Below are 22,168 nucleotides of genomic sequence, written 5' to 3' on the forward strand. Positions count from 1 at the left end.
GTAATCCTCTGCAGTACGCCTGATAGTTGCATCAAGGCCATCCTTTTTTTTCTTATTAGTGTCGTTTAAGGTAATTTTAACTTCTTTGGCAATAGGTATAGTATCGTTAGGATTTTTGTTAGCTGCGTTTAGTGTATCTTTCTGTTTTTCAGCAGATATTGGCCTTGTCTTGGAAGTTATTTCCTGTGCCGAAAGTTTCAAGCTTCCCGCTGTTAGGAAAATTGATAATAAAACGATATGAAATAAGTTTGTACGCAACGGTTTTAATACTATTTTTGTAAAAATGTGGCTTATTTTAAAAGTGTCAAACTTACAATATTTTTGGCAAAATTAACCACTAAATGTAATTATAACACACGCAGCATAATATCAATATTACAATGACAGGGAACATGAATCTAAAACTGGTTTTTTTTACATTTATTGCGTTTTGTGCAGCCTCGTTTGGGCAGGATAATTCGAAATTTAAAGTAGTTCTCGATGCAGGTCACGGGGGCAAGGATTATGGTGCTATTTATCATGGTTTTATAGAAAAGAATATTGCACTGAACGTGGCTCTTAAGGTCGGGAAGATTCTTGAAAAAGATAATTCAGTAGATGTTATTTTTACAAGAAAAACTGATGTTTTTATTGAGCTTGATGAAAGGCCGAATATAGCTAACAGGGCTAAGGCAAATGTTTTTGTGTCAATACACTGCAACGGTGAAACAAAAAAAACAGCTTTTGGTACAGAAACATTTATTATAGGTGCTACTAAAAGTGCTTCTAACTTAGAGGTGGCAAAAACAGAGAATAATGTTATACATCTTGAAAAAGATAAAGTGAAATATGATGGATTTGATCCTGATTCACCCGAATCTATAATAGGTATTGCAATTCAGCAGGAAGCATACAGAGATCAGAGTATAGATCTGGCAAGCAGGGTGGAGGAAATTTTTACAGATGAAGTAAAGAGGAAGAAAAGAGGCGTAAAACAGGCTCCTTTCTGGGTACTCCATAAAACTGCAATGCCAAGTATTCTTATAGAGCTTGGTTTCCTTTCTTATAAACCTGAAGGAGACTATCTAAACTCTGATGCCGGTCAGGATGAATTGGCAAAAGCTATTGCTAAAGCAATTTTAGGATATAAAAAAGAATATTTTATTCCTATCGGAAGTACTGTAAACTATAAAGAACCTGAAGTAACAAAGGATACTAAAAATAAAACGGAAGAAAAAACTACTGTTGCAGCTACATCTTCTTCTGCGTCTTCAAAAGGGGTTGTTTTTAAAGTTCAGATAGCTGCAAGCGGAAAGTCACTTGAGCTTGTTCCTTCTAACTTCAAAGGTCTTAAAAATCTTTCTAAAGATGATTCAACTTCTGTTATTAAGTACTATTATGGGCAAACAGATGATTATGAAGAAGCTAAACAATTATTAGCTGAAGCCAGGGATAAAGGGTTTCCAACGGCATTTATAGTTCCGTTTAAAGACGGAAAAAGAATAAAAATTGAGGAAGCTTTAAAAAAATAAATGTCATTAAACCTTTAGAGTAATATTCACATTTTTGTAAAATTATTGTCCTACATTTGTTAAAAAATTATTCCATTTTGAAAGTATCAAGAGAAGTTAAAACCGCAGTATTAGTTATAGGATCTATATTATTGTTTATATGGGGATATTACTTTTTAAGGGGTAGGGACCTGTTTAACTCTTACAAAACATATTATGTGATTTACCAGGATGTGGAAGGTCTTTCTCCTTCAGCGCCTGTGACACTTAACGGACTTGTTGTAGGGAAGGTTACAGGTATTAAGTTTAAAGACTATGAAACAGGTGAATTAGAAATAGAAATGCAGGTGAAAACTGATTTTCCAATTTCTAAAACCAGCCATGCTACATTATATGAACCTGGTTTACTTGGCGGAAAGCAGATAGCTATAATTCCAAATACCAAAGATCATACTGAAGCAGTGGACGGCGATTATTTAATTAGCGGTTTAAAACCGGGTATGCTTTCAGTAGTAGGAGAAAAACTTTCTCCCCTGCAGACAAAAGTTGAAGCTACAGTAGTTACAGCTGACAGTCTTCTTCACAGCCTGCATAATGTTTTTGATGTTAAAACACAGGAGAACCTTCGCATAGCTATTGCGGAAATGAGTCATACTATGGAGCAGTTTGATAAAACAGCCCAATCATTAAATGGTGTGGTATCGGGCAATAAAGCAAATATTGACGCTTCAATGCAAAATCTTAGCAGGACAACGGGCAATCTGGCAAAAATATCAGATTCACTTGAACAGGCTAATATCGGGCAAATGGTTAAAAACCTTGAAAAAACGCTTGGTAAAGTTGATGCATTAATGAATGATGTTCAGCAGGGTAAAGGTACATTGGGTAAATTGATGACAGATGAAGCAATGTATAAAAACTTAACTGATGCCTCAAATGAATTAAAAGAGCTTTTGGCTGATTTTAAAAATAATCCTAAACGTTATGTTCATTTTTCAGTATTTGGAAGAAAATCAACTCCTTATACAGAAGAGGTCAAAATTGAAAAAAAATAGGATTGAAGTTATTAGCTTAATCACCTTTATTATATGAGTTATTTAGATAATATCCTTTTTGTTGTAGTGCTTGCGTTGGGTTTTGGCTATTTTGCGTTCAACGTTAAAAAGCTGATACGCAATATTAAATTAGGCCATGATATTGACCGCTATGATAATCCCGGCGAAAGATGGGCTAACATGGCTATGATAGCTTTAGGGCAGTCAAAAATGGTTAAAAGACCTGTTGCAGGAATATTACATATTATTGTATATGTGGGTTTTATTATAATTAATGTTGAACTTCTTGAAATTATTATAGACGGTATTGTCGGTACTCATAGGCTTTTCTCATTTATGGGAGGTTTTTATAATTTCCTGATAGGCTTTTTTGAAGTTCTGGCTTTTGGGGTAATAGTTGCTGTAGTAATTTTCTGGATACGAAGAAATATAATAAAACTGAAAAGGTTTATTCATAATGACCTTAAAGGCTGGCCTAAAGATGATGCTAATTATATTTTATATTTTGAAACGGTATTAATGATACTGTTCCTTACAATGAATGCTGCCGACGGGCATTTACAATCGGTAGGGGCACATCATTATATACAGGCCGGGTCTTTCCCTGTTTCAGGATTTGTCTCTCCGGTTTTTAACGGAATGCCTGAAAGTACCGTTATAATTATAGAAAGGACTGCATGGTGGCTGCATATTATCGGGATAATGGTGTTTATGAATTATTTATATTTTTCGAAACATCTTCATATTTTATTAGCCTTTCCAAATACTTATTTTGCTAACCTTAAACCTAAAGGTAAATTTGCAAATCTTGAATCTGTTACCAATGAGGTTAAGCTTATGATGGATCCGAATGCTGATCCTTTTGCTGCTGTACCTGCAGGAAATGAAGGAGATATGCCGGCAAAATTTGGAGCAAGTGATGTTCAGGATCTTAACTGGGTACAGTTAATGAATGCCTATACCTGTACAGAATGCGGAAGATGTACAGCTTCGTGCCCTGCAAATATTACAGGTAAAAAGCTTTCTCCTCGTAAAATTATGATGGATACCCGTGACAGACTTGAAGAAGTGGGTAGAAATATTGATAAAAATAAAGGAACATTTGTTGATGATGGCAAATCGTTGCTTAACGATTACATTACGCCGGAAGAATTATGGGCTTGTACTACCTGCAACGGTTGTGTAGAAGCATGTCCTGTTAATATAGACCCTCTTTCTATAATAATGGATATGCGAAGGTACCTTGTTATGGAGCAGAGCGCTGCACCTGTTGAACTTAACGGGATGATGACAAATATTGAGAATAATGGAGCTCCGTGGCAATACAGCCAGATGGACAGGTTAAACTGGAAAGACGAAGCATAATGAGCACTGAAGACATAGACAAAAATTTACAGCCGATCACTGAAAACGGGGAACATTTAAGCCCGATACTTCCTGAAGGTATTAAAAATTATCTTATAGATATTGATGGTACCATTTGTGATGATATACCAAATGAGGAACCGGAAAGGATGGTAACTGCGGCTGTATATCCTGATGCACTTGAAACGCTAAACCGATGGTATGATGAAGGCCATATTATTTTCTTTTTTACTTCCCGTACGGAAGCGCATAGAGAAATTACTGAAAACTGGCTTAAAAAACATGGCTTTAAATATCATGGTATGCTTATGGGCAAACCGAGAGGTGGTAATTATCACTGGATAGATAATCACCTTGTGAAAGCAACACGATATAGAGGTAAATTTACAGACCTTATTGATAAAGAAGTTACAATTCAGGTCTTTGACGACGGTAAGCACGAATAATTAATGATTATGACTGAGGAAAATTTTACAGTTCCGACAATGGCCGATATGATGGCCTCCGGCAAGCAGCCTGAAGTTTTATTTTGGGTTGGCTGTTCTGGTAGTTTTGATGACCGGGCAAAAAAAATTACAAAAGCCTTTGTTAAGATACTTAACAGGGCAAATGTATCTTTTGCAGTTTTAGGAACAGAAGAAAGCTGTACCGGAGATCCGGCAAAAAGGGCGGGTAATGAATTTTTGTTTCAGATGCAGGCAATGACAAATATAGAAGTGTTAAACGCTTATGACGTAAAGAAAATTGTTACTGCATGTCCGCATTGTTTTAATACCATAAAGAATGAATATCCTGAGTTAGGGGGCAACTACGAGGTTGTTCATCATACACAATTTTTAAAATCGTTGCTTGATGATGGCAGGCTTACTATTGAAGGAGGTCAGTTTAAAGGTAAAAAAATAACATTTCATGATCCATGTTATTTAGGACGTGCCAATAATATCTATGAAGCTCCGCGTGATCTTATGGAAAAGCTGGATGCCGAATTGGTAGAAATGAAACGTTCTAAACGTAATGGCTTATGCTGTGGTGCCGGTGGCGCCCAAATGTTTAAAGAACCCGAAAAAGGAAACAAAGATGTAAATGTTGAAAGAACTGAAGATGCTCTTGAAACACAACCGGAAATTATTGCTGCAGGATGTCCTTTCTGCAATACGATGCTTACCGATGGTGTGAAGGCTAAAAACAGGGAACACGACATTAAAGTAATGGATGTGGCAGAATTAATTGCCAATGCGAAGGATTTATAACAATAACAATTATGTACGTTCCGTTTGAAACACTACCTGAAGAATCCAGAATTTGGATTTATCAGTCTAACAGGAAATTTTCTGACGAGGAAGTTGCCGAAATAGAAGGATCACTTAAAAATTTTCTTGAAAACTGGGCTGCACATGGTGCAGGCCTTGAAGCTTCTTACCAAATTAAATATAACAGATTTATAATTTTAGCTATAAATCAAAGCATACAGGCAGCTACAGGTTGTTCTATAGATGCCTCTGTTCAGTTTATACAGGCACTTGAGCAAAAGTATAATGTTGATTTGCTTGATAAAATGAATGTTACTTTTAAATTAGGAGAACATATTGCATATAAGCCTCTTATATATTTTAAAAAGATGGCAAAAGAAAAGGCAGTTTCGGCAAATACAATAGTATTTAATAATTTAGTTAATACAGTAGGGGAATGGCAGGATTATTGGGAAGTACCTGCTGGAGAAAGCTGGCATAGCCGTTTCTTTTAAACAATACCTACAGTAACAAAAATATAGGAATCATCATTAGCAACTGGTAATGATGATTTGTTATTTAAAAAAATATAATTTTTAATGAGGTCTTTTATAATAATTTTCCTGTTATCCATTCAGTTGGTTTCGGCCCAGAAAGCGAGGGTTTTTAATGATTTTGATTCGGAAACCGAAAGAAAATGGGTTGACAGTATTTATAACAGGCTTTCATTTGAAGAAAGGGTAGGGCAGCTATTTATGGTAGCGGCATATTCTAATAAAGACTCCACCCATATTAAAGGCATTGATAAACTAATAACCGATTACAAGATCGGAGGGCTTATTTTTTTTCAGGGCGGGCCTGACAGGCAGGCAAAACTTACAAACCGTTATCAGGCACAGTCTAAAGTGCCTTTATTTATCGGTATAGATGCGGAATGGGGATTAAGCATGCGACTGGATTCTACTTATCGTTATCCCTGGAATATGACACTGGGTGCTGTACAGGATATGAAACTTATTGAAAAAATGGGCCAGCAAATGGCTATTCAGGCAAAGAGAATGGGTATCCATTTTAATTTTGCACCTGTACTTGATATAAATACTAATCCTCTTAACCCTATTATTGGCAACCGTTCTTTTGGTGAGGACAAGTTTAAAGTAACTGAGAGGGCATTAGCTCTTATGAAAGGTATTCAAAGCCAGGGAGTATTTGCTACAGGTAAACATTTTCCCGGTCATGGAGATACCGCAGCCGATTCCCATCATTCATTGCCTTTTCTCCCTTTTAGCAAAGAAAGGCTTAATGATGTTGAATTTTATCCCTATAAAAAATTATTTACGGAAGGCCTGTCAAGTATAATGGTTGCGCACCTTAATGTGCCCAGTATAGAACCAATGCCTAACTATCCTACATCGCTGTCGTATAATGTTATTACCAATATTGTGCAGGGTGAGCTTGGATTTAAAGGACTTATTTTTACTGATGCTTTAAATATGAAGGGGGCAAGCAGTTATATGCAGCCCGGAGATATAGATCTGGAAGCATTTTTAGCCGGTAACGATGTACTGCTTTTTACAGAGAATGTTCCTGTTGCCATAGAAAAATTTAGACAGGCTTATATAGACAGTGTTTTATCTGAGGCCCGATTACAATATTCTGTAAAGAAAATACTAGCTTATAAATATAAAGGCGGACTTAATCATTATAAACCTATTGACCTTCAAAATCTTTATAATGACCTTAATGGGCACGAATATGATGATTTAAATTATCAGTTATATGAAAATGCGGTTACTGTTCTTAAAAATGAACAGGAAACAGTGCCGGTTATGCGACTTGAAAACGAGAAAATAGCATATGTAAAGCTTGGCGACGATGATGGCTCCGATTATTTAAATACTCTTCAGAAGTATGCAGATGTTACAGAGGTAGAGGCTGACAGCCTTCATTTGCTTACTGAAAAACTAAAAGATTATTCAACAGTTATTATTGGTTATCATAAAGCTGATGGTGCATGGAAAAAACATGATCCTTCACCAAAAGAACTCATATGGCTTGACACTATTGCTAAAAATAAAAAAGTAATATACACCCATTTTGCAAAGCCTTATTCGATGATTCCTATTAAAAGTTTTAATAATATTAAAACAGTAATATTAGCTTATCAGAATAATGCTATAGCAGAAACTGTTGCTGCAGAAATTGTTTTCGGGGCTATCGGTTCTAAAGGTAAATCGCCTGTAACAATAGGCAGTGCATTTAAACTTAATGATGGACTGAATACTAAAACAACTAACAGGCTAGGTTTCACCACTCCTGAAAATGTTGCCATGAGTTCAGCAAAGCTGTCTAAGATCGATATGATAGCCCAACGTGCTATTAATGAAAAAATGACACCCGGTCTCCAGGTATTGGTAGCGCGGAAAGGCAAAGTTATATATCAGAAATCTTTTGGGTATCATACTTACGATAATGATATGAAAGTGAAAAATTCTGATATTTATGATGTAGCTTCCTTAACAAAAGTACTTTCTACACTGCCTAATATTATGCAGCTTTATGATAAAGGAAAATTATCCTTAGATGAGAAGCTGGGGGATATGCTGCCTGTGTTTGCTAATACCGATAAGAAAAATATAACCTTGAAAGATATGTTGCTACATCAGGCAAGGTTTCAGGCGTGGATACCTTTTTATCAGGAAACACTTGACAGCAATAAAATGCCGGATTCTTTACTTTATAAAAAGACCTACAGTGCTGAATTTCCAAATCAGGTTGCCGAAAACCTGTTTCTTATAAAAGGTTATGAAGACACAATTGTAAAACGTATAGCAGAAAGTAAATTACTTAAAAAGAAACAGTATAAGTATAGCGATTTCACATTTATCCTTCTCAAAGAATACCTTGAAAAAGTAAGCGGAAAGCCTTTGGATAAATTAAGTGATGAAGCTTTTTATAAACCATTGGGTGCTGCTTTTACATCTTACAATCCATTACGTAAGTGGGATATGAGTATGATACCACCTACAGAAATAGATAATTATTTCCGTTATCAGGTAATTCAGGGATATGTGCACGATATGGCTGCTGCTATGGAAGATGGAGTTGCCGGCCATGCAGGATTGTTTTCTAATGCTATGGATGTTGCCAAGATCATGCAGATGTATCTTCAGAAGGGTAATTACGGAGGAAAACAGTATTTCTCTGCCAAAACTTTTGATACTTTTAATACTTGTTATGCTTGCAAAGAAGGGAACAGGCGCGGTTTAGGATTTGATAAGCCTCAAATTGAGAAGCTGGGGCCTACTTGTAACTGCGTTTCAAAATCCAGTTTTGGGCATACCGGTTTTACTGGTACTATGACATGGGTTGATCCTGAAACAGAAATTGTATATGTATTCCTTTCTAACCGTACATATCCGGAAGCGACAGAAAACAGGCTTTCTAAAGAAAATATCAGAGAGGATATTCAGCAAGCTATTCAGGATGCTATAATAGATAATCAGTAAAAAGGTAAATTTATGCAGTCGTCAGCAACTACACCAAATGAATATATGGAAAACCTTCCTGAGGACAGAAAGGAAGCCATGAACAGACTGAGGGAAGTTATAGTTAAAAATCTTCCTGAAGGGTTTGAAGAGCGAATAAGCTATGGTATGCTTGGTTGGGTTATTCCTCATTCTCTATATGCGCCGGGTTATCATTGTGATCCTAAACTGCCATTGCCTTTTCTTAATATAGCTTCTCAAAAGAATTTTATTGCAGTATATCATATGGGCATATATGGAGATAAAAAATTATATGATTGGTTTGTTGAAGAATTTTCTAAACGCAGTAAATATAAACTGGATATGGGTAAAAGCTGCATACGCTTCAAAAAGCCTGATGCAATTCCGTATGAGCTTATAGGTGAGCTGGTTTCTAAAATTACTCCTGAACAATGGATACAGTGCTATGAAACTAATCTTAAAAGGTAGCAGCTTTTTGGCAGATAACTATTACGTTAATTTCAAAGCAAAACAGGTTTGGCCTGTTTTTTTTGTGTATTTTCGTTACTTTATTCAGTCACTTTATGAAAATTGCAATAGTATGTTATCCAACCTTTGGGGGTAGTGGTGTTGTAGCTACCGAACTTGGATTGGAACTGGCACGAAGAGGCCATGAAATACATTTTATCACCTATAGCCAACCCGTACGTCTGGCACTTTTAAATCCTAATATCCATTATCACGAAGTTCACGTTCCTGAATATCCATTATTTCACTACCAGCCGTATGAGCTTGCATTATCAAGTAAATTAGTTGATATGGTTAAGCTTCATAAAATTGAGTTACTGCATGTACATTATGCTATTCCTCACGCTTATGCAGGATATATGGCTAAGAAGATGCTTAAAGAACAGGGAATTAAAATACCTATGGTTACAACACTGCATGGTACAGATATTACCCTTGTTGGTAACCATCCGTTTTATAAGCCTGCTGTAAGTTTCAGTATCAACCATTCCGATATTGTAACATCAGTATCTCAGGACCTGAAAGATGCCACATACAGGCTGTTTGATATTAAAAGGGAAATTGAAGTTATACCAAATTTTATTGAAATAGATAAAAACAGGATTGATGAAAATTCTGAATGCCACCGTTCGTTAATGGCAACAGAAACCCAAAAAATAGTTACCCATATTAGTAACTTTAGAAAAGTTAAACGCATACCTGACGTAATAAGGATATTTAATGAAATCCAGAAAGTTATGCCGGCTAAATTAATGATGGTAGGTGACGGGCCTGAAAAAGAACCTGCCGAAAAGTTGTGTGTAGAGTTAGGAATAAGTGATAAAGTTATCTTTTTTGGGAATAGTAACGAGATAAGTAAAATATTGTGTTTTTCTGATTTATTCCTTTTACCTTCTGAAACAGAAAGTTTCGGTCTTGCCGCACTTGAAGCGATGGCAAGTGGTGTTCCGGTAATATCAAGTAATACTGGTGGTTTGCCGGAAGTTAATAAAGAAGGTTATTCAGGGTATCTTGGAAATGTAGGAGATGTAAAGTATATGGCTGAAAAAGCTATATCTATATTATCGGATGATAAGGTATTATTTGAATTTAAGTCTAACGCTCTTAAAGTAGCCCAGGAATTTGATATACAGGCTGTAATGCCTATGTATGAAAGGGTTTATCAAAAAGCTTTAAAAATGCATAAAAAATGAAAAAAATAATTGTAGCTATTATATTGCTTATTACCATTGTTGGTTGTGGCAGTCAGGCTGTTAATAATAGTGCTTCACAAGGAAAAGAAGTTACTTTTGATCAGCTTAAAAAAGATGCTTTTGGAGGACGGGAGGAAAGATCTAATGTTATAATTAAGTCTGAAGAAGAGCTAAAAGCTTTATATACAGAAATGAACTGGAACGACATGCCGGATGTTAATTTTAATAAATGGAATGTTGTTGCGTTATTTATGGGACAAATGAGCAGCGGTGGACATGGTATACATGTAAAAAGCGTTACTGTAGATAATGGAACTGCAACCGTACATACAATTGAAACTAATCCGGAAGGAGGTATGGCTCTTGCGGTAATGACAGCTCCTTATTGTGTTGTTATAATTCCTAAAACAGAAAATGTAATTGTTGAATAAACACTTTAAAACTAAACAATAAAGCCACTAAATTAGTGGCTTTATTGTTTAGTTTTTTTTTAAATCTTAAGTTCAGTATATACCGGAAAATGGTCTGAAGGATAACGATTATGTTTTAGCTCTTTTAAAACTATATACTTTTTTACTACTATGCCGCTTTTAGGCACAAATATGTAATCTATTCTTTTTGTAGCTGGTTCGGTAACATTAAAATCATTAAAAGTTGCTACAGGGCCTGTAACATCTTTTGCTGCAGTTTTACTATCATTGAGTTCAGAACTGATAAGTTTTATACTTTCGCTGTCGTCTTCCAGATTAAAGTCTCCGGTAAGAGCAAACGGAAGATTTTCTTTATTGAGTTCTTTTATTTTTTTAAGAATGAGTTTTGCACTATTAATACGTGCAATATTACCCAAATGATCAAAATGGGTGTTGAAAATCCATATTTTTTCTTTTGTTTTCAGGTCTTCAAATAATCCGTAAGTACAAACTCTTCTGCAGGCAGCATCCCAGCCAAAAGAAACTTTATCAGGAGTTTCAGATAACCAAAAAGTTGATTGTTGTAAAACCCTGTATTTAGCACTGTTATAAAATATTGCAGAGAATTCGCCCTCCCGTATTCCGTTGTCACGGCCTACACCTATATATTTATAATCTTTTAATGTTATAGTAAGATAATCTACCTGTTGTGGTAATGCTTCCTGCACGCCCATAAAATCCGGAGATAATTTTAAAACCTGATCTGCAAGCATTTCTTTACGATTATCCCATCTGTTTTCACCGTCACTTGGAACATCAAGCCGGATATTGTAACTCATTACTTTAATTATCTGAGCATTGCTGTAAATTGAAGTCAGTCCAATTACTATATAAACAAATAGTTTTTTCATAGTTTAGTACTTAATAAACGAGTAATTATGAGTTATTGTGATGTAAGCCCAAAGAATTTGAATTCACCATTTAACTTTATGAATTGAAAAGCATGACTGGTTCCTTTGTGGCCTTTTGATAATTCATCAGGTTTGTAAGTTTGCACCCATACCTCATATACTTTTAAGTCTTTAGGGGAGTTTTGCGGTAAAAATGCCGGCCTGAAATCTTTTAATACCATACTATTAAAAGCATAACCTCTTTTTATTAATGCTTTATATACGGGAGAAACCTTAAAATCGGAAGCTACAGTAATATAAAATACCTGCGCGGGAACAAAATGAGTAAAATCTCCTAATTCTCCGGCCCCCGGGCATTCTGCGCAATCAACCTCTTTAAGACTTATAGCAGTATAAGCTGTATTATCTTCGTTTTCCAGTGCTTTTATAAAGGCTACAAATGTCTTGTCCAGTTCATCCCATGTTGTAGCAGATTTCTGTACAGCAGAAACAGGCTTTTTTGTGTTAGACGTTTTCTTTTGGGCAAAGCTGTTATTGCATAATAATAGTAAAATAAATACAAGATATTTCATAGCTATAAATTTCTGCAGCGAATATAATTAATCTGAATGTTATATTGCAAAAAACGCCGGTTAGTACCAGCGTTTTTTATTTTTTTTAGAAGCTTCAGACTTCCTTGAATTATTCTGTTTGTTTTTATTCTTATTGCGAAGATCGGGTTTTTTCTGCTCAGCAGGTTTTGTTCCTGCTGGTTCTTCAGCAAATGGAAAGGGGTGTCCTTCTATTACTTTAAGTTTTATGCGTATAAGTTTTTCAATATCCTTAAGATAAGGTAGCTCATCCTTACCGCAAAAAGATATGGCTAATCCTTCGTTTCCGGCTCTGCCAGTACGGCCTATACGGTGTACATAAGTTTCAGGTATATTAGGAAGGTCAAAATTAATAACATACGGAAGACTTTCAATATCTATGCCTCTTGCAGCAATATCTGTAGCTACTAAAACAGGTATTTCTTTATTTTTAAAAGCATCCAGTATCCGCTGTCTTGCACTTTGAGATTTGTCGCCATGTATTGCACCGGCTTCTACACCGTTCTTTTTTAAAGCTTTTACTACGTTGTCTGCTCCGTGTTTGGTACGTGAAAACACCAGTACATTGCTTAAATTTTCATTACGGATGAGATGATAAAGTAATTTACGTTTATCGCCCTTATCTACGAAATATATCTGTTGTTTAACCCTTTCTGCAGTAGAAGATACAGGAGTTACCGAAACATATTTTGCATTATTTAGAAAAGTATCTGCAAGTTCGCGGATAGCAAGGGGCATAGTTGCCGAAAATAACAATGTCTGCCTGTTATCAGGAGTCAGTTTTATTATTTTTTTTACGTCGTTTATAAAACCCATGTCAAGCATCTGGTCTGCCTCATCTAATACTAAAGTATGAAGATGGTCAAGATTTATAAAACCCTGTTTATGCAGATCAAGCAGCCTCCCGGGAGTTGCTATAAGAATGTCAACACCTTTTTTTAGCTGATCGGTTTGTGGCACCTGGTTTACTCCGCCAAATATAGTTAGCTGGCGTATGTTTGTATACTTACCATAGGTATCAAAACTTTCACCTATTTGTAATGCAAGCTCACGGGTAGGTGTTACTACAAGCGTACGTATATGCTTTACTTTTTTAGACGAACCTACAATATGGTGTAAAGAGTTAAGTATAGGTATTGCAAAAGCTGCTGTTTTTCCTGTTCCGGTCTGGGCACAGCCTACCAGATCTGTTCCTTCAAGTATTATGGGTATTGCCTGCTCCTGTATTGGAGTTGGATTCTTGTATCCTTCTTCCGTTAAAGCCTGTTGTATATTTCGTATTAAATTAAGATCTTCAAATGTCATTTAAATAGTGTTTGGCTCTTAGTAGCCGCTACAAAGATAGTTTAAAAAAAATTAGCGTATATTTTTACAATCCTGCCTTTTAAAAGCTGTATTTTTACAACCCAAAATTCATACGGTATAAGTTCCCAATTTATGACAAAAACTGAAAATAAAGGCCTTAAATCAACATTCATTGGTATAATCGTAAGTGCTTTGCTTGCAGTGCTGAAAGCACTTGGTGGAATTTTTGGTAATTCTTATGCTCTTATAGCAGATGCTATAGAATCTACGGCAGATATTTTTACATCCAGTATGCTTTGGTTAGGTTTAAAATGGGCATCTAAACCGGCTGATGAAGATCATCCGTACGGACATGGCAAGGCAGAAGCCCTTATAGCTATCGGAATTGGCGCAGCTTTAGCAATTGCGGCCTTTGTTATAGGAAAAGAAAGTATTCACAACATCATAACTCCTCATAAAACACCAAAACCTTATACCCTTATTATATTATTAGTGGTAATATTAACTAAGGAAGTATTATATCGTTACGTTAAAAAAACCGGACACGAAACAAACAGTGATGCTATTAAGGCCGATGCTTTTCATCACAGGAGTGATGCTATTACTTCTGCTGCTGCATTTGTAGGTATAAGCATTGCTTTAATAGGAGGTAAAGGGTATGAAGTTGCTGATGATTATGCCGCTTTATTCGCTGGCGTAATTATTCTTATTAATGTATATCACATAGTGAGGCCTGCTATTGGTGAATTGCTGGATGAAGACCTTGACCCGGCATTAAATGAAAGAGTCCGTGAATTAGCAGCCGAAGTTAAGGGAGTTAAAAATGTTGAAAAATGCCATACACGTAAAATGGGTATTTTAAACCATGCCGATCTTCATATCTGGGTAGATGGAGGCTTATCTGTAACAGAAGGGCATACTATTGCACATGCCGTTAAAGATCATATCCAGCATGTATTACCTCAATTTGCGGAAGTTATGATTCATATTGAACCCGATGGTCATCATCATTAATATACATCTGTTAACACTATATATTACAGCCCATTCTTAGCTTTCATAAAATCTGTTACCAGATAGGCTATAAGCTTTCCTGTAATATGGTTATTTTTTTCATTATCAAGATCGGGAGCGCCTTCACAAATATGTAAATAAGCTGCATTTTTATGATGGCCGAAATAATTAATAAACTGCCTTACTTTTTCAACGCTGAAACCACTTGGTGTTATAGCACTGCTGGCAATATTGGGCAAGGCATCAAGATCTATTTCAATTCCGAACGGATCATCACTTATAAAAGAAAGAGCATATACTTTTTCTTCAGCAAAGTTTTTTTCCTTTCTTACAGCTATTTGTTCGTAGGTGTTAAACTTAACAGCATCACTGTGTTTTTTAATAGTTTCCATTACACCTTTAGAAGTATAATTTTCATGAAGGCCAAAAATAAAATACCTTTTAAGAAAGCCTTCTTCAAAAGCGTAAGAAAAGCCATTCCCGCTATGGCGCCCTTCTAATAGCCTGAAGTCAGTATGAGCATCAAAATTAATTGCGTTTACCGGTTTGCCTTTTGCAAGTGCAGTACCTTTTATATTACCATATGCATTATTATGGCCGCCACCTATTATTATAGGTTTTTTACCTGCAGCAACTATCTGGCATACGGTATGGGCTACGTCTTTATCTATTTTTTCTACCAGTTCAGAAAGGCTTTTTCGTCCTTCTTTTGTAGATGCATCAAGGGTAACAGCAGTATTCATGGCTTCGGTTACATCTATCTGGCCAAGAATAATTAAATTATTCCCTTTTGTAAATTTATTATGCTGCAGGTTTACAATGCTCTTAATAGCCGACTCCCACGCAGATGCGGTACCAGGCCTTCCGAAATTAGCACGCACTCCTATATCTTCCGGTACACCCAGCAGAACATATTCAGCTTCAGTGGTTTTAAGAAAATCTACTATGTCAGCTTCTTTGGGAATCGTGAGTATCCGTTCGCCAAATTTTATCTCCCCGCTACGGTGTGCTGTATATTTTGTGAGGTCGTTTAGTGTAAACCTTATGATGTTTTCCATGATGTTTTTGTTGGCGTAAAAATACTATTTTCCGCTAATTTTACGTTAAAATACCATTGGGAAATTAAAATATATATAAATTTGGGAAAAATATTTTAACAATGGAAAATCAAAAAAGTAACTCTAGCCTAAAAGCTATTATAGTAATATTGTCTATATTACTGGTAGGTAGTTTGGCTTACATGTACAAAATGAGTACTGACAGTGAGACTACAGAAAAAACATTAATGTCTGAAAAAGAAAAGCTTATTCATGACCTTGAAGAAACAAAAGCAAGTTATGATGCAGCTATTTCAGAGAACTCATCTTTAAAAGGAGATCTTGAAGCTGAACGTGCTAAAATTGAAGAATTAATTGCCGAAGTAAAAAAATCTAAAGGCGATGCAGCTTCTCTTGCACGTTACAAAAATGATTATTTTAAGCTTAAGCGTGAGCATGATGCATTAATTGCTGAAAATAAAATGCTTAAGGAAGAGAATATGAATTTAACTTCTCAGCGTGACAGTACTATGACTGCACTGGACGAATCAAGAAGGTTTAATGATACTCTTGTAAATCAAAATGAAACGCTTTCTAAAACAGTTGAGAAAGCAGCTAAGCTTCAAATTCTTAATCTGCATATTCAGCCTTATAAAGAAAGAAGTTCAGGAAAACTTGTTCAGACGGATAAGGCAAGAAGGGTAGATGTTGTTAGGGTTACCTTTACAATTGCTGCCAACGAAGTGGCTCAGGCCGGTAATAAAACGTACTATGTACAGGTTATCGATCCTAAAAATAATGTAATTGGAGATAAAGCTACTGAAGTGTTTGGAGACTACACGTTAACTTACAGCTTTATTACGAATGCTATTTATGAGAACAAAACGATTGAAGTTAATGAAACAATTTCGGGCAAAGACTTTGCTAAAGGGCTTTACCACGTAAATGTTTTCGATAAAGGCCAGCTTGTAGGTAATACTACATTTAATCTTAGATAATAAATAACTTTTTATTTATAAAAGAAAAGGAGCCAATTGGCTCCTTCTTTATTATATAGCTTTTCCTTCAATAAATACTGTTTCTATTAAATTGCTTCCAAAAGCGTAGGGTAGCTGATAATAAGAGGTTACAGGCTGAGTAATTATAATATTCGCCTTTTTTCCTTTCGTAATACTTCCATGTGTATCACTGATTCCCATTGCATAAGCACCGTTTATGGTGGCGGCATTAATAGCTTCTTCAGGAGTCATTTTCATTTTAATACATGCAGTTGCTACAACAAGATTCATGTTGCCCGATGGCGTAGTACCCGGATTAAAATCTGTAGCCAGGGCTAGGGGCAGCCCGGCTTCTATCATTTTACGGGCCGGGGTATAAGGAATGCTTATGAAAAAAGAACAGGTAGGTAATGCTACCGGCATAGTATTGCTGTTTTGCAAAGCTTTAATATCTTCATCAGTAACTACTTCAAGATGATCTACACTTAGAGCATCGTATTTCACACAGGCTTCAATACCACTAATTGCAGTAAACTGGTTTACATGAATCTTAGCCTGCAAACCATATTTTTTACCTGCTTCCATAATGCGTTTTGTTTCATCTATAGAAAAATAGCCTGTTTCAAGAAAAGCATCAATGTAATCTGCTAGTTTTTCTTCTGCTATTTTTGGAAGCATTTCATTTACTATTAAATCTATATAACCGGAGTGATTTTCTTTATATTCAGCAGGAAATGCGTGTGCCCCTAAAAAAGTAGCTTTAATAGCAACAGGATATTCTTTTTTAAGGCGTTGTATTACCCTAAGCATTTTAAGTTCACCCTCAACAGTTAATCCATACCCCGATTTAATTTCTACGGCTCCTGTACCTTGCTTCATTACTTCTTCAAGGCGTTGTTTCGATTGCTCATAAATATCATCTTCGCTGGTCTCATTAAGCTTTTTAGCGGAATTTAATATACCGCCGCCTCTGTTAAAAATTTCTTCATAACTTAAACCATTAATACGGTCTACAAATTCCTGTACACGGTTACCGGCATAAACCAGGTGGGTATGGCTATCACACCACGTTGGGAGTACAGTTCTGCCTGAAGCATCAATTACTTCACAATCGTCCTGAGCTGGGCAGGTGTCCATAGTGCCAAAATCTGCTATAAGATCGTCTATGATAAGAAGCCAGGCATTGTTAAGTATTGGGAGGTGAGCCATATCTTTTCCGGACACTTTTGTGATATTTGTATTTCGAACCTGAAGCAGCTCCTTAATATTTATGATAAGAGTTTTCATGAATTAAACTTTTTTGTAAAAATAGAATGGATTTTAAAAAACTCCTATATTTATAGTAAAGAAATAAAAATCTTAGTGAAAAGAATTAAATATAATAAAGTGCGAAAAGTACAACCTAACTCTTTTGAGTATACAGGCGAATACACTGATGAACCTGTAGCAATGCAATTGTTTGTTTATGATGAGCATGGCTACAAAGAATTCAAAAATGTAGTACTGGACAAGGTAATAACAGAATGTAAAGATACACTTCAGGCTGGTAATATAAAATGGCTTAACATACACGGGCTGAACGATACCGGGCTTATTCAAAAAATTACAGATCTTTTTAAAATAGAACCTTTTATTGTTGGCGATATATTAAATACTTCACGGCGTACCAGGATAGAAGAGATGGACGATATATTGTTTTTTAGTGTTAAGTCAATTCTTCCCGAAGAAGAGGACGGTATAATAAAAACAGAGCAAATCAGCTTTTTACTAAAGGATAATGTAATAGTATCTTTTCAGGAAAAAAAGAGTGATTATTTTACGCATATCAGAGAACGCATCCGTACAGGTGGAGGTATAGTTCGCAAGAAGAAAAACGATTACCTGTTATATCTTATGCTTGATGCTATTATGGAGAACTTCTTTGTGACAATCGAGCGTTTTGAAGATAAAGTTGAGGCACTGCATGATGGGAGGATAAATTATAAAAACGATTTTATTGCAGGTATTCAGGAAAGCCGTGATAATCTTAATTTTATAAAAAGATCTATAACTCCCTTAAGGGAAGCTTTATATAACCTAAAAAGCGAAAAAGAAGAAGATGAATATGAAACCATAAGCAAATCTACCCATTCTTACTTTGCACGATTACATCAAAAATGCCTTGAAATGCTGGATCAGGTAGATTATGGGCTAACTTCACTGGATAGTGCATCTAATTTTCATTTTTCAGCACAAAGCCAGAGGATGAATCAGATCATGAAAACCCTTACTATATTTTCAGTTATCTTTATGCCGCTTACTTTTATAGTAGGAGTTTATGGGATGAATTTTGATAATATGCCGGAACTGCATGAAAAAGACGGATATTATTGGGCATTGGGCGTTATGGTTTTTATAGCTATCTGCATGACGATTTATTTTAAAAAGAAAGACTGGTTTTAATATGAAATTTACAAGTGATGTATCGGGAAAAGAATTTCCTGTTAAAGAAAAAGTTTCGGCTAAGTTTATAAGACAGCCTATTTTAGATATTATAAAAAAAGAAAAGCCTGCTTTTGATGATACCTGCAATTTATCTATGGGAGAGCTTAACCAATACCGTGAAAAGTATATAACTGATTTTCTTGAAAAAGAACTTGGGGATCTTTCTGAAATGGAAACAAAAGTGGTAAACGCCCTTAAAAACAAAACATTACTGTCTGATAATCCGGATGATGATGACGATAATAACACTTTTGGGCAGCGTATTGCAGATAAGGTGGCATCTTTTGGTGGAAGCTGGACATTTATTATAATTTTTGTATGCTTTCTTTTAGGCTGGATAGCAATTAATGTTTTTGTTTTTTTTAATAAAGGTTTTGATCCTTATCCGTTTATACTTTTAAATTTACTGCTTTCCTGCATTGCAGCTTTACAGGCTCCTGTTATCATGATGAGCCAGAACAGGCAGGGAGAAAAAGACCGTGAAAAGGCTGAGAATGATTATATGATAAATCTTAAATCAGAACTGGAAATACGCATGCTTCATGAAAAGCTTGATCATCTTATACTACATCAGGAACAATCGCTTATTGAAATACAAAAAGTACAAATGGATATGATGAATGATATATTAGCCAGAATGGACAAAAAATAGTTATTCAAGTATAAGCTGCATAAATACAACATCAAGCCAGCGGTTAAACTTAAACCCTACCTCTTTTAATAGGCCTGTTTCTCGAAAACCAAATTTCTTATGAAATTCTATGCTGCCTTTATTTTCGGCATCTATACCTGCTATCATACAGTGTACACCATTTTTGGTGGCAATAGCAATTAGATCTGCCAAAAGAATTTTGCCAATGCCTTTACCATGATACTCTTCACTAACATAAACAGAGTGTTCTACAGTGTATTTGTAACCATCTTTAGTGCGAAAAGTACCATAGGTTCCGTAACCAGCAATATTGCCTTTAATATCGGCAACTATAACCGGCCAGTTATCCTGTTTTTTTTCGGTAAACCACTGCTGTATGTATTCTGTTGATTTAGGATTATAATCATATACTGCGGTGCTGTGCAGAATATTATAATTTACTATGGTAAGTATTCCGGCCAGATCATTTTCAGTAGCCGATCGCAGGGTTATTTCCATATAACAAATATAGATTATTCTGTTTTATAACACAAAAACCTGTATAAGTTATACAGGCTTTGTTAATTTGAAATGAGTGTTACTATTTTAAAGAACCCACCATATCTTCAGGTTTGACCCATGCGTCAAAATCTTCAGGGGTAACATATCCAAGGCGGACAGCCTCTTCTTTGAGCGTTGTGCCGTTTTTATGTGCCGTCTGTGCAATTTCTGCAGCTTTATAGTAGCCTATTTTAGTATTAAGAGCAGTAACAAGCATTAATGAATTATCTACAAGCTCTTTAATACGGGTATAATTTGGTTCAATTCCCTGAGCACAATGCTCATCAAACGAAATACATGCATCACCTATAAGCCTTGCAGACTGAAGAAAATTTGCTGCCATTAACGGTTTAAACACATTAAGTTCATAATGGCCCTGAGTACCCCCTATAGTAATAGCTACGTCGTTACCCATAACCTGAGCACACACCATAGTAAGCGCTTCACATTGCGTTGGGTTAACTTTACCCGGCATAATAGAAGATCCCGGTTCGTTTTCAGGAATTAATATTTCACCAATACCGGAACGCGGACCCGAAGCCAGCATACGGATATCATTAGCTATTTTATTAAGAGATACTGCAAGTTGTTTAAGAGCACCATGCGTTTCAACAATGGCATCGTGAGCAGCAAGTGCTTCAAATTTATTTTCTGCTGTTACAAAAGGGTGACCCGTAAATTTAGCTATGTATTCAGCTACTTTTACATCATACCCATTAGGTGTGTTAAGCCCCGTACCTACAGCAGTACCGCCAAGTGCTACTTCTGAAAGATGTGAAAGCGTGTTCTTAACAGCTCTTAATCCGTGGTTAAGCTGTGCAACATAACCTGAAAGTTCCTGACCTAAAGTTAGGGGAGTAGCATCCATAAGGTGAGTACGGCCTATTTTTACCACATTCATATATTCCTGTGATTTTGCTTTAAGTGTATCACGAAGTTTTTCAACTCCGGGTATAGTAACTTCTACTACAGCTTTGTAGGCAGCAATGTGCATACCTGTTGGGTAAGTATCGTTTGAAGACTGCGATTTGTTAACGTCGTCGTTAGCTTTTAATACAGGTTCGCCTTCGCCAATTTTTCCGCCGGCAAGTACCTGAGCCCTGTTGGCTACAACTTCATTTACGTTCATATTACTCTGTGTTCCTGAACCGGTTTGCCAGATAACTAATGGGAACTGATCGTCAAGTTTACCTGCCAGTATTTCGTCACATACCTGAGCAATTGCATCACGTTTTTCAACAGAAAGTACTCCTAAGTCATGGTTTGCGTAAGCTGCTGCTTTTTTTAGGTAAGCAAAGCCTTCAACTATTTCTTTTGGCATAGAGCCCGAAGGGCCTATCTTAAAATTATTTCTTGAACGTTCAGTTTGTGCACCCCAGTATTTGTCTGCCGGTACTTTTACTTCACCCATGGTGTCTTTTTCAATCCTGTATTCCATTTTCAGAATGTTTTATTGTTGTATTTGTTTGTTATAGATAATGGCTGTCTAAGTGCCTGACCATCTGCCTGGCAATTTTAAAAGCCTGCCAAAAATACGCATTATGCACAGGTTTAAAAAATGATTTGCTAAATAATTTAAACTGATTTTGGTACCCAATTGTTGGTTAAAATAAATATTCAGCTTATATTTGGGGCAGAATTAAACAATCTGAAAAATGGAATTTACACAATACTTAGGTTTTCTAGCTTTCCTTACCATAATTTCTATTGGATTTTGGCTAATGATGTTCCTTGTTCCTTTTGTAATGTACTGGGTTACGGGAGGTGCTATTGATCTTTATAAAGAAAAAAGAAATAACAGGAAAGATAAATAAGAATTCATATTATTTCTACATAAAAAATCCCTGATAAATATTTATCAGGGATTTTTTATGTATTA

23 protein-coding genes are annotated in these 22,168 nt (G+C 35.8%); 15 read left to right on the top strand and 8 right to left on the bottom strand.

What is annotated here, in order from left to right; all coding sequences use genetic code 11:
* Positions 1–258, bottom strand: a 258-nt coding sequence (locus NHE85_RS13545) for a hypothetical protein (protein ID WP_374676564.1), incomplete at its 3' end; no start/stop codon positions are given.
* A gap of 134 nt (positions 259–392) precedes the next feature.
* Here NHE85_RS13545 and NHE85_RS13550 point away from each other — a divergent pair.
* The 10 genes from NHE85_RS13550 (at position 393) to NHE85_RS13595 (ending at position 10,779) form a co-directional block, all read left to right on the top strand.
* On the top strand, positions 393–1,511 hold the full coding sequence (locus NHE85_RS13550) for an N-acetylmuramoyl-L-alanine amidase (protein WP_252812677.1): 1,119 nt from the start codon (positions 393–395) through the stop codon (positions 1,509–1,511).
* A gap of 77 nt (positions 1,512–1,588) precedes the next feature.
* The gene (locus NHE85_RS13555; RefSeq protein WP_252812678.1) at positions 1,589–2,545 is read left to right on the top strand and encodes an MlaD family protein; all 957 of its coding nucleotides are present in this window, start codon (positions 1,589–1,591) and stop codon (positions 2,543–2,545) included.
* A 33-nt stretch (positions 2,546–2,578) separates the two neighbouring features.
* On the top strand, positions 2,579–3,910 hold the full coding sequence (locus tag NHE85_RS13560) for a 4Fe-4S dicluster domain-containing protein (protein ID WP_252812679.1): 1,332 nt from the start codon (positions 2,579–2,581) through the stop codon (positions 3,908–3,910).
* Positions 3,910–4,356 carry a phosphoheptose isomerase gene (locus NHE85_RS13565; protein ID WP_252812680.1) on the top strand — a complete coding sequence of 149 codons (447 nt, stop codon included), beginning with the start codon at positions 3,910–3,912 and terminating at the stop codon, positions 4,354–4,356. Before NHE85_RS13560 ends, NHE85_RS13565 begins: the two co-directional genes overlap by 1 nt.
* 9 nt (positions 4,357–4,365) lie before the next feature.
* Complete coding sequence (locus NHE85_RS13570) at positions 4,366–5,160, top strand: (Fe-S)-binding protein (protein WP_252812681.1); 795 nt, start codon at positions 4,366–4,368, stop codon at positions 5,158–5,160.
* Positions 5,161–5,171: 11 nt separating this feature from the next.
* Complete coding sequence (locus NHE85_RS13575; RefSeq protein ID WP_252812682.1) at positions 5,172–5,654, top strand: ABC transporter ATPase; 483 nt, start codon at positions 5,172–5,174, stop codon at positions 5,652–5,654.
* Positions 5,655–5,738: 84 nt separating this feature from the next.
* Positions 5,739–8,648: a glycoside hydrolase family 3 N-terminal domain-containing protein gene (locus NHE85_RS13580; RefSeq protein ID WP_252812683.1), complete on the top strand. Its 2,910-nt coding sequence runs from the start codon at positions 5,739–5,741 to the stop codon at positions 8,646–8,648.
* Between the two features lie 12 nt (positions 8,649–8,660).
* Positions 8,661–9,116 (top strand): DUF1801 domain-containing protein, encoded by a 456-nt coding sequence (locus tag NHE85_RS13585; protein ID WP_252812684.1) that lies wholly within the window; start codon positions 8,661–8,663, stop codon positions 9,114–9,116.
* Positions 9,117–9,211: 95 nt separating this feature from the next.
* Positions 9,212–10,348, top strand: coding sequence for an N-acetyl-alpha-D-glucosaminyl L-malate synthase BshA (bshA, locus tag NHE85_RS13590; protein WP_252812685.1), 1,137 nt, complete (start codon positions 9,212–9,214; stop codon positions 10,346–10,348).
* Positions 10,345–10,779 (top strand): protease complex subunit PrcB family protein, encoded by a 435-nt coding sequence (locus NHE85_RS13595; RefSeq protein WP_252812686.1) that lies wholly within the window; start codon positions 10,345–10,347, stop codon positions 10,777–10,779. The genes bshA and NHE85_RS13595 overlap by 4 nt, the downstream gene beginning before the upstream one ends.
* Positions 10,780–10,838: 59 nt before the next feature.
* Here NHE85_RS13595 and NHE85_RS13600 read toward each other — a convergent pair whose 3' ends face one another.
* The 3 genes from NHE85_RS13600 to NHE85_RS13610 are packed head-to-tail and all read right to left on the bottom strand — an operon-like array spanning position 10,839 to position 13,564.
* Positions 10,839–11,669 carry an endonuclease/exonuclease/phosphatase family protein gene (locus NHE85_RS13600; RefSeq protein ID WP_252812687.1) on the bottom strand — a complete coding sequence of 277 codons (831 nt, stop codon included), beginning with the start codon at positions 11,667–11,669 and terminating at the stop codon, positions 10,839–10,841.
* A gap of 32 nt (positions 11,670–11,701) precedes the next feature.
* Positions 11,702–12,241 carry a hypothetical protein gene (locus NHE85_RS13605; RefSeq protein ID WP_252812688.1) on the bottom strand — a complete coding sequence of 180 codons (540 nt, stop codon included), beginning with the start codon at positions 12,239–12,241 and terminating at the stop codon, positions 11,702–11,704.
* Between the two features lie 60 nt (positions 12,242–12,301).
* Positions 12,302–13,564: a DEAD/DEAH box helicase gene (locus tag NHE85_RS13610; RefSeq protein WP_252812689.1), complete on the bottom strand. Its 1,263-nt coding sequence runs from the start codon at positions 13,562–13,564 to the stop codon at positions 12,302–12,304.
* A gap of 132 nt (positions 13,565–13,696) precedes the next feature.
* Between NHE85_RS13610 and NHE85_RS13615 the strand changes: the two genes are divergently transcribed.
* On the top strand, positions 13,697–14,578 hold the full coding sequence (locus NHE85_RS13615) for a cation diffusion facilitator family transporter (RefSeq protein ID WP_252812690.1): 882 nt from the start codon (positions 13,697–13,699) through the stop codon (positions 14,576–14,578).
* A gap of 23 nt (positions 14,579–14,601) precedes the next feature.
* On the opposite strand, the gene NHE85_RS13620 is transcribed toward NHE85_RS13615, so the two are convergent.
* Positions 14,602–15,636: a formimidoylglutamase gene (locus NHE85_RS13620; protein WP_252812691.1), complete on the bottom strand. Its 1,035-nt coding sequence runs from the start codon at positions 15,634–15,636 to the stop codon at positions 14,602–14,604.
* Positions 15,637–15,737: 101 nt separating this feature from the next.
* Between NHE85_RS13620 and NHE85_RS13625 the strand changes: the two genes are divergently transcribed.
* Positions 15,738–16,613 carry a hypothetical protein gene (locus NHE85_RS13625; RefSeq protein ID WP_252812692.1) on the top strand — a complete coding sequence of 292 codons (876 nt, stop codon included), beginning with the start codon at positions 15,738–15,740 and terminating at the stop codon, positions 16,611–16,613.
* A gap of 51 nt (positions 16,614–16,664) precedes the next feature.
* Here the strand turns inward: NHE85_RS13625 and hutI are convergent, their stop codons facing one another.
* On the bottom strand, positions 16,665–17,900 hold the full coding sequence (hutI, locus tag NHE85_RS13630) for an imidazolonepropionase (protein WP_252812693.1): 1,236 nt from the start codon (positions 17,898–17,900) through the stop codon (positions 16,665–16,667).
* 75 nt (positions 17,901–17,975) lie between these two features.
* Here hutI and corA point away from each other — a divergent pair, with 75 nt between their 5' ends.
* A complete protein-coding gene (gene corA, locus NHE85_RS13635; RefSeq protein WP_252812694.1) occupies positions 17,976–19,055 on the top strand; it encodes a magnesium/cobalt transporter CorA in 1,080 nt (359 codons plus the stop codon).
* 1 nt (position 19,056) lies between these two features.
* Positions 19,057–19,749, top strand: coding sequence for a DUF1003 domain-containing protein (locus tag NHE85_RS13640; RefSeq protein WP_252812695.1), 693 nt, complete (start codon positions 19,057–19,059; stop codon positions 19,747–19,749).
* On the opposite strand, the gene NHE85_RS13645 is transcribed toward NHE85_RS13640, so the two are convergent.
* Positions 19,750–20,247 (bottom strand): GNAT family N-acetyltransferase, encoded by a 498-nt coding sequence (locus NHE85_RS13645; protein WP_252812696.1) that lies wholly within the window; start codon positions 20,245–20,247, stop codon positions 19,750–19,752.
* 82 nt (positions 20,248–20,329) lie between these two features.
* Positions 20,330–21,727 (bottom strand): class II fumarate hydratase, encoded by a 1,398-nt coding sequence (fumC, locus tag NHE85_RS13650; protein ID WP_252812697.1) that lies wholly within the window; start codon positions 21,725–21,727, stop codon positions 20,330–20,332.
* Between the two features lie 217 nt (positions 21,728–21,944).
* On the opposite strand from fumC, the gene NHE85_RS13655 reads away from it, so the two are divergent.
* Entirely contained in the window at positions 21,945–22,103 is a 159-nt protein-coding gene (locus NHE85_RS13655) for a hypothetical protein (RefSeq protein WP_252812698.1), read from the top strand.
* Positions 22,104–22,168: the final 65 nt, after the last annotated feature.

This window comes from Flavobacterium sp. NRK1 (assembly GCF_024054175.1).
Classification (GTDB): Bacteria; Bacteroidota; Bacteroidia; order Flavobacteriales; family Flavobacteriaceae; genus Flavobacterium.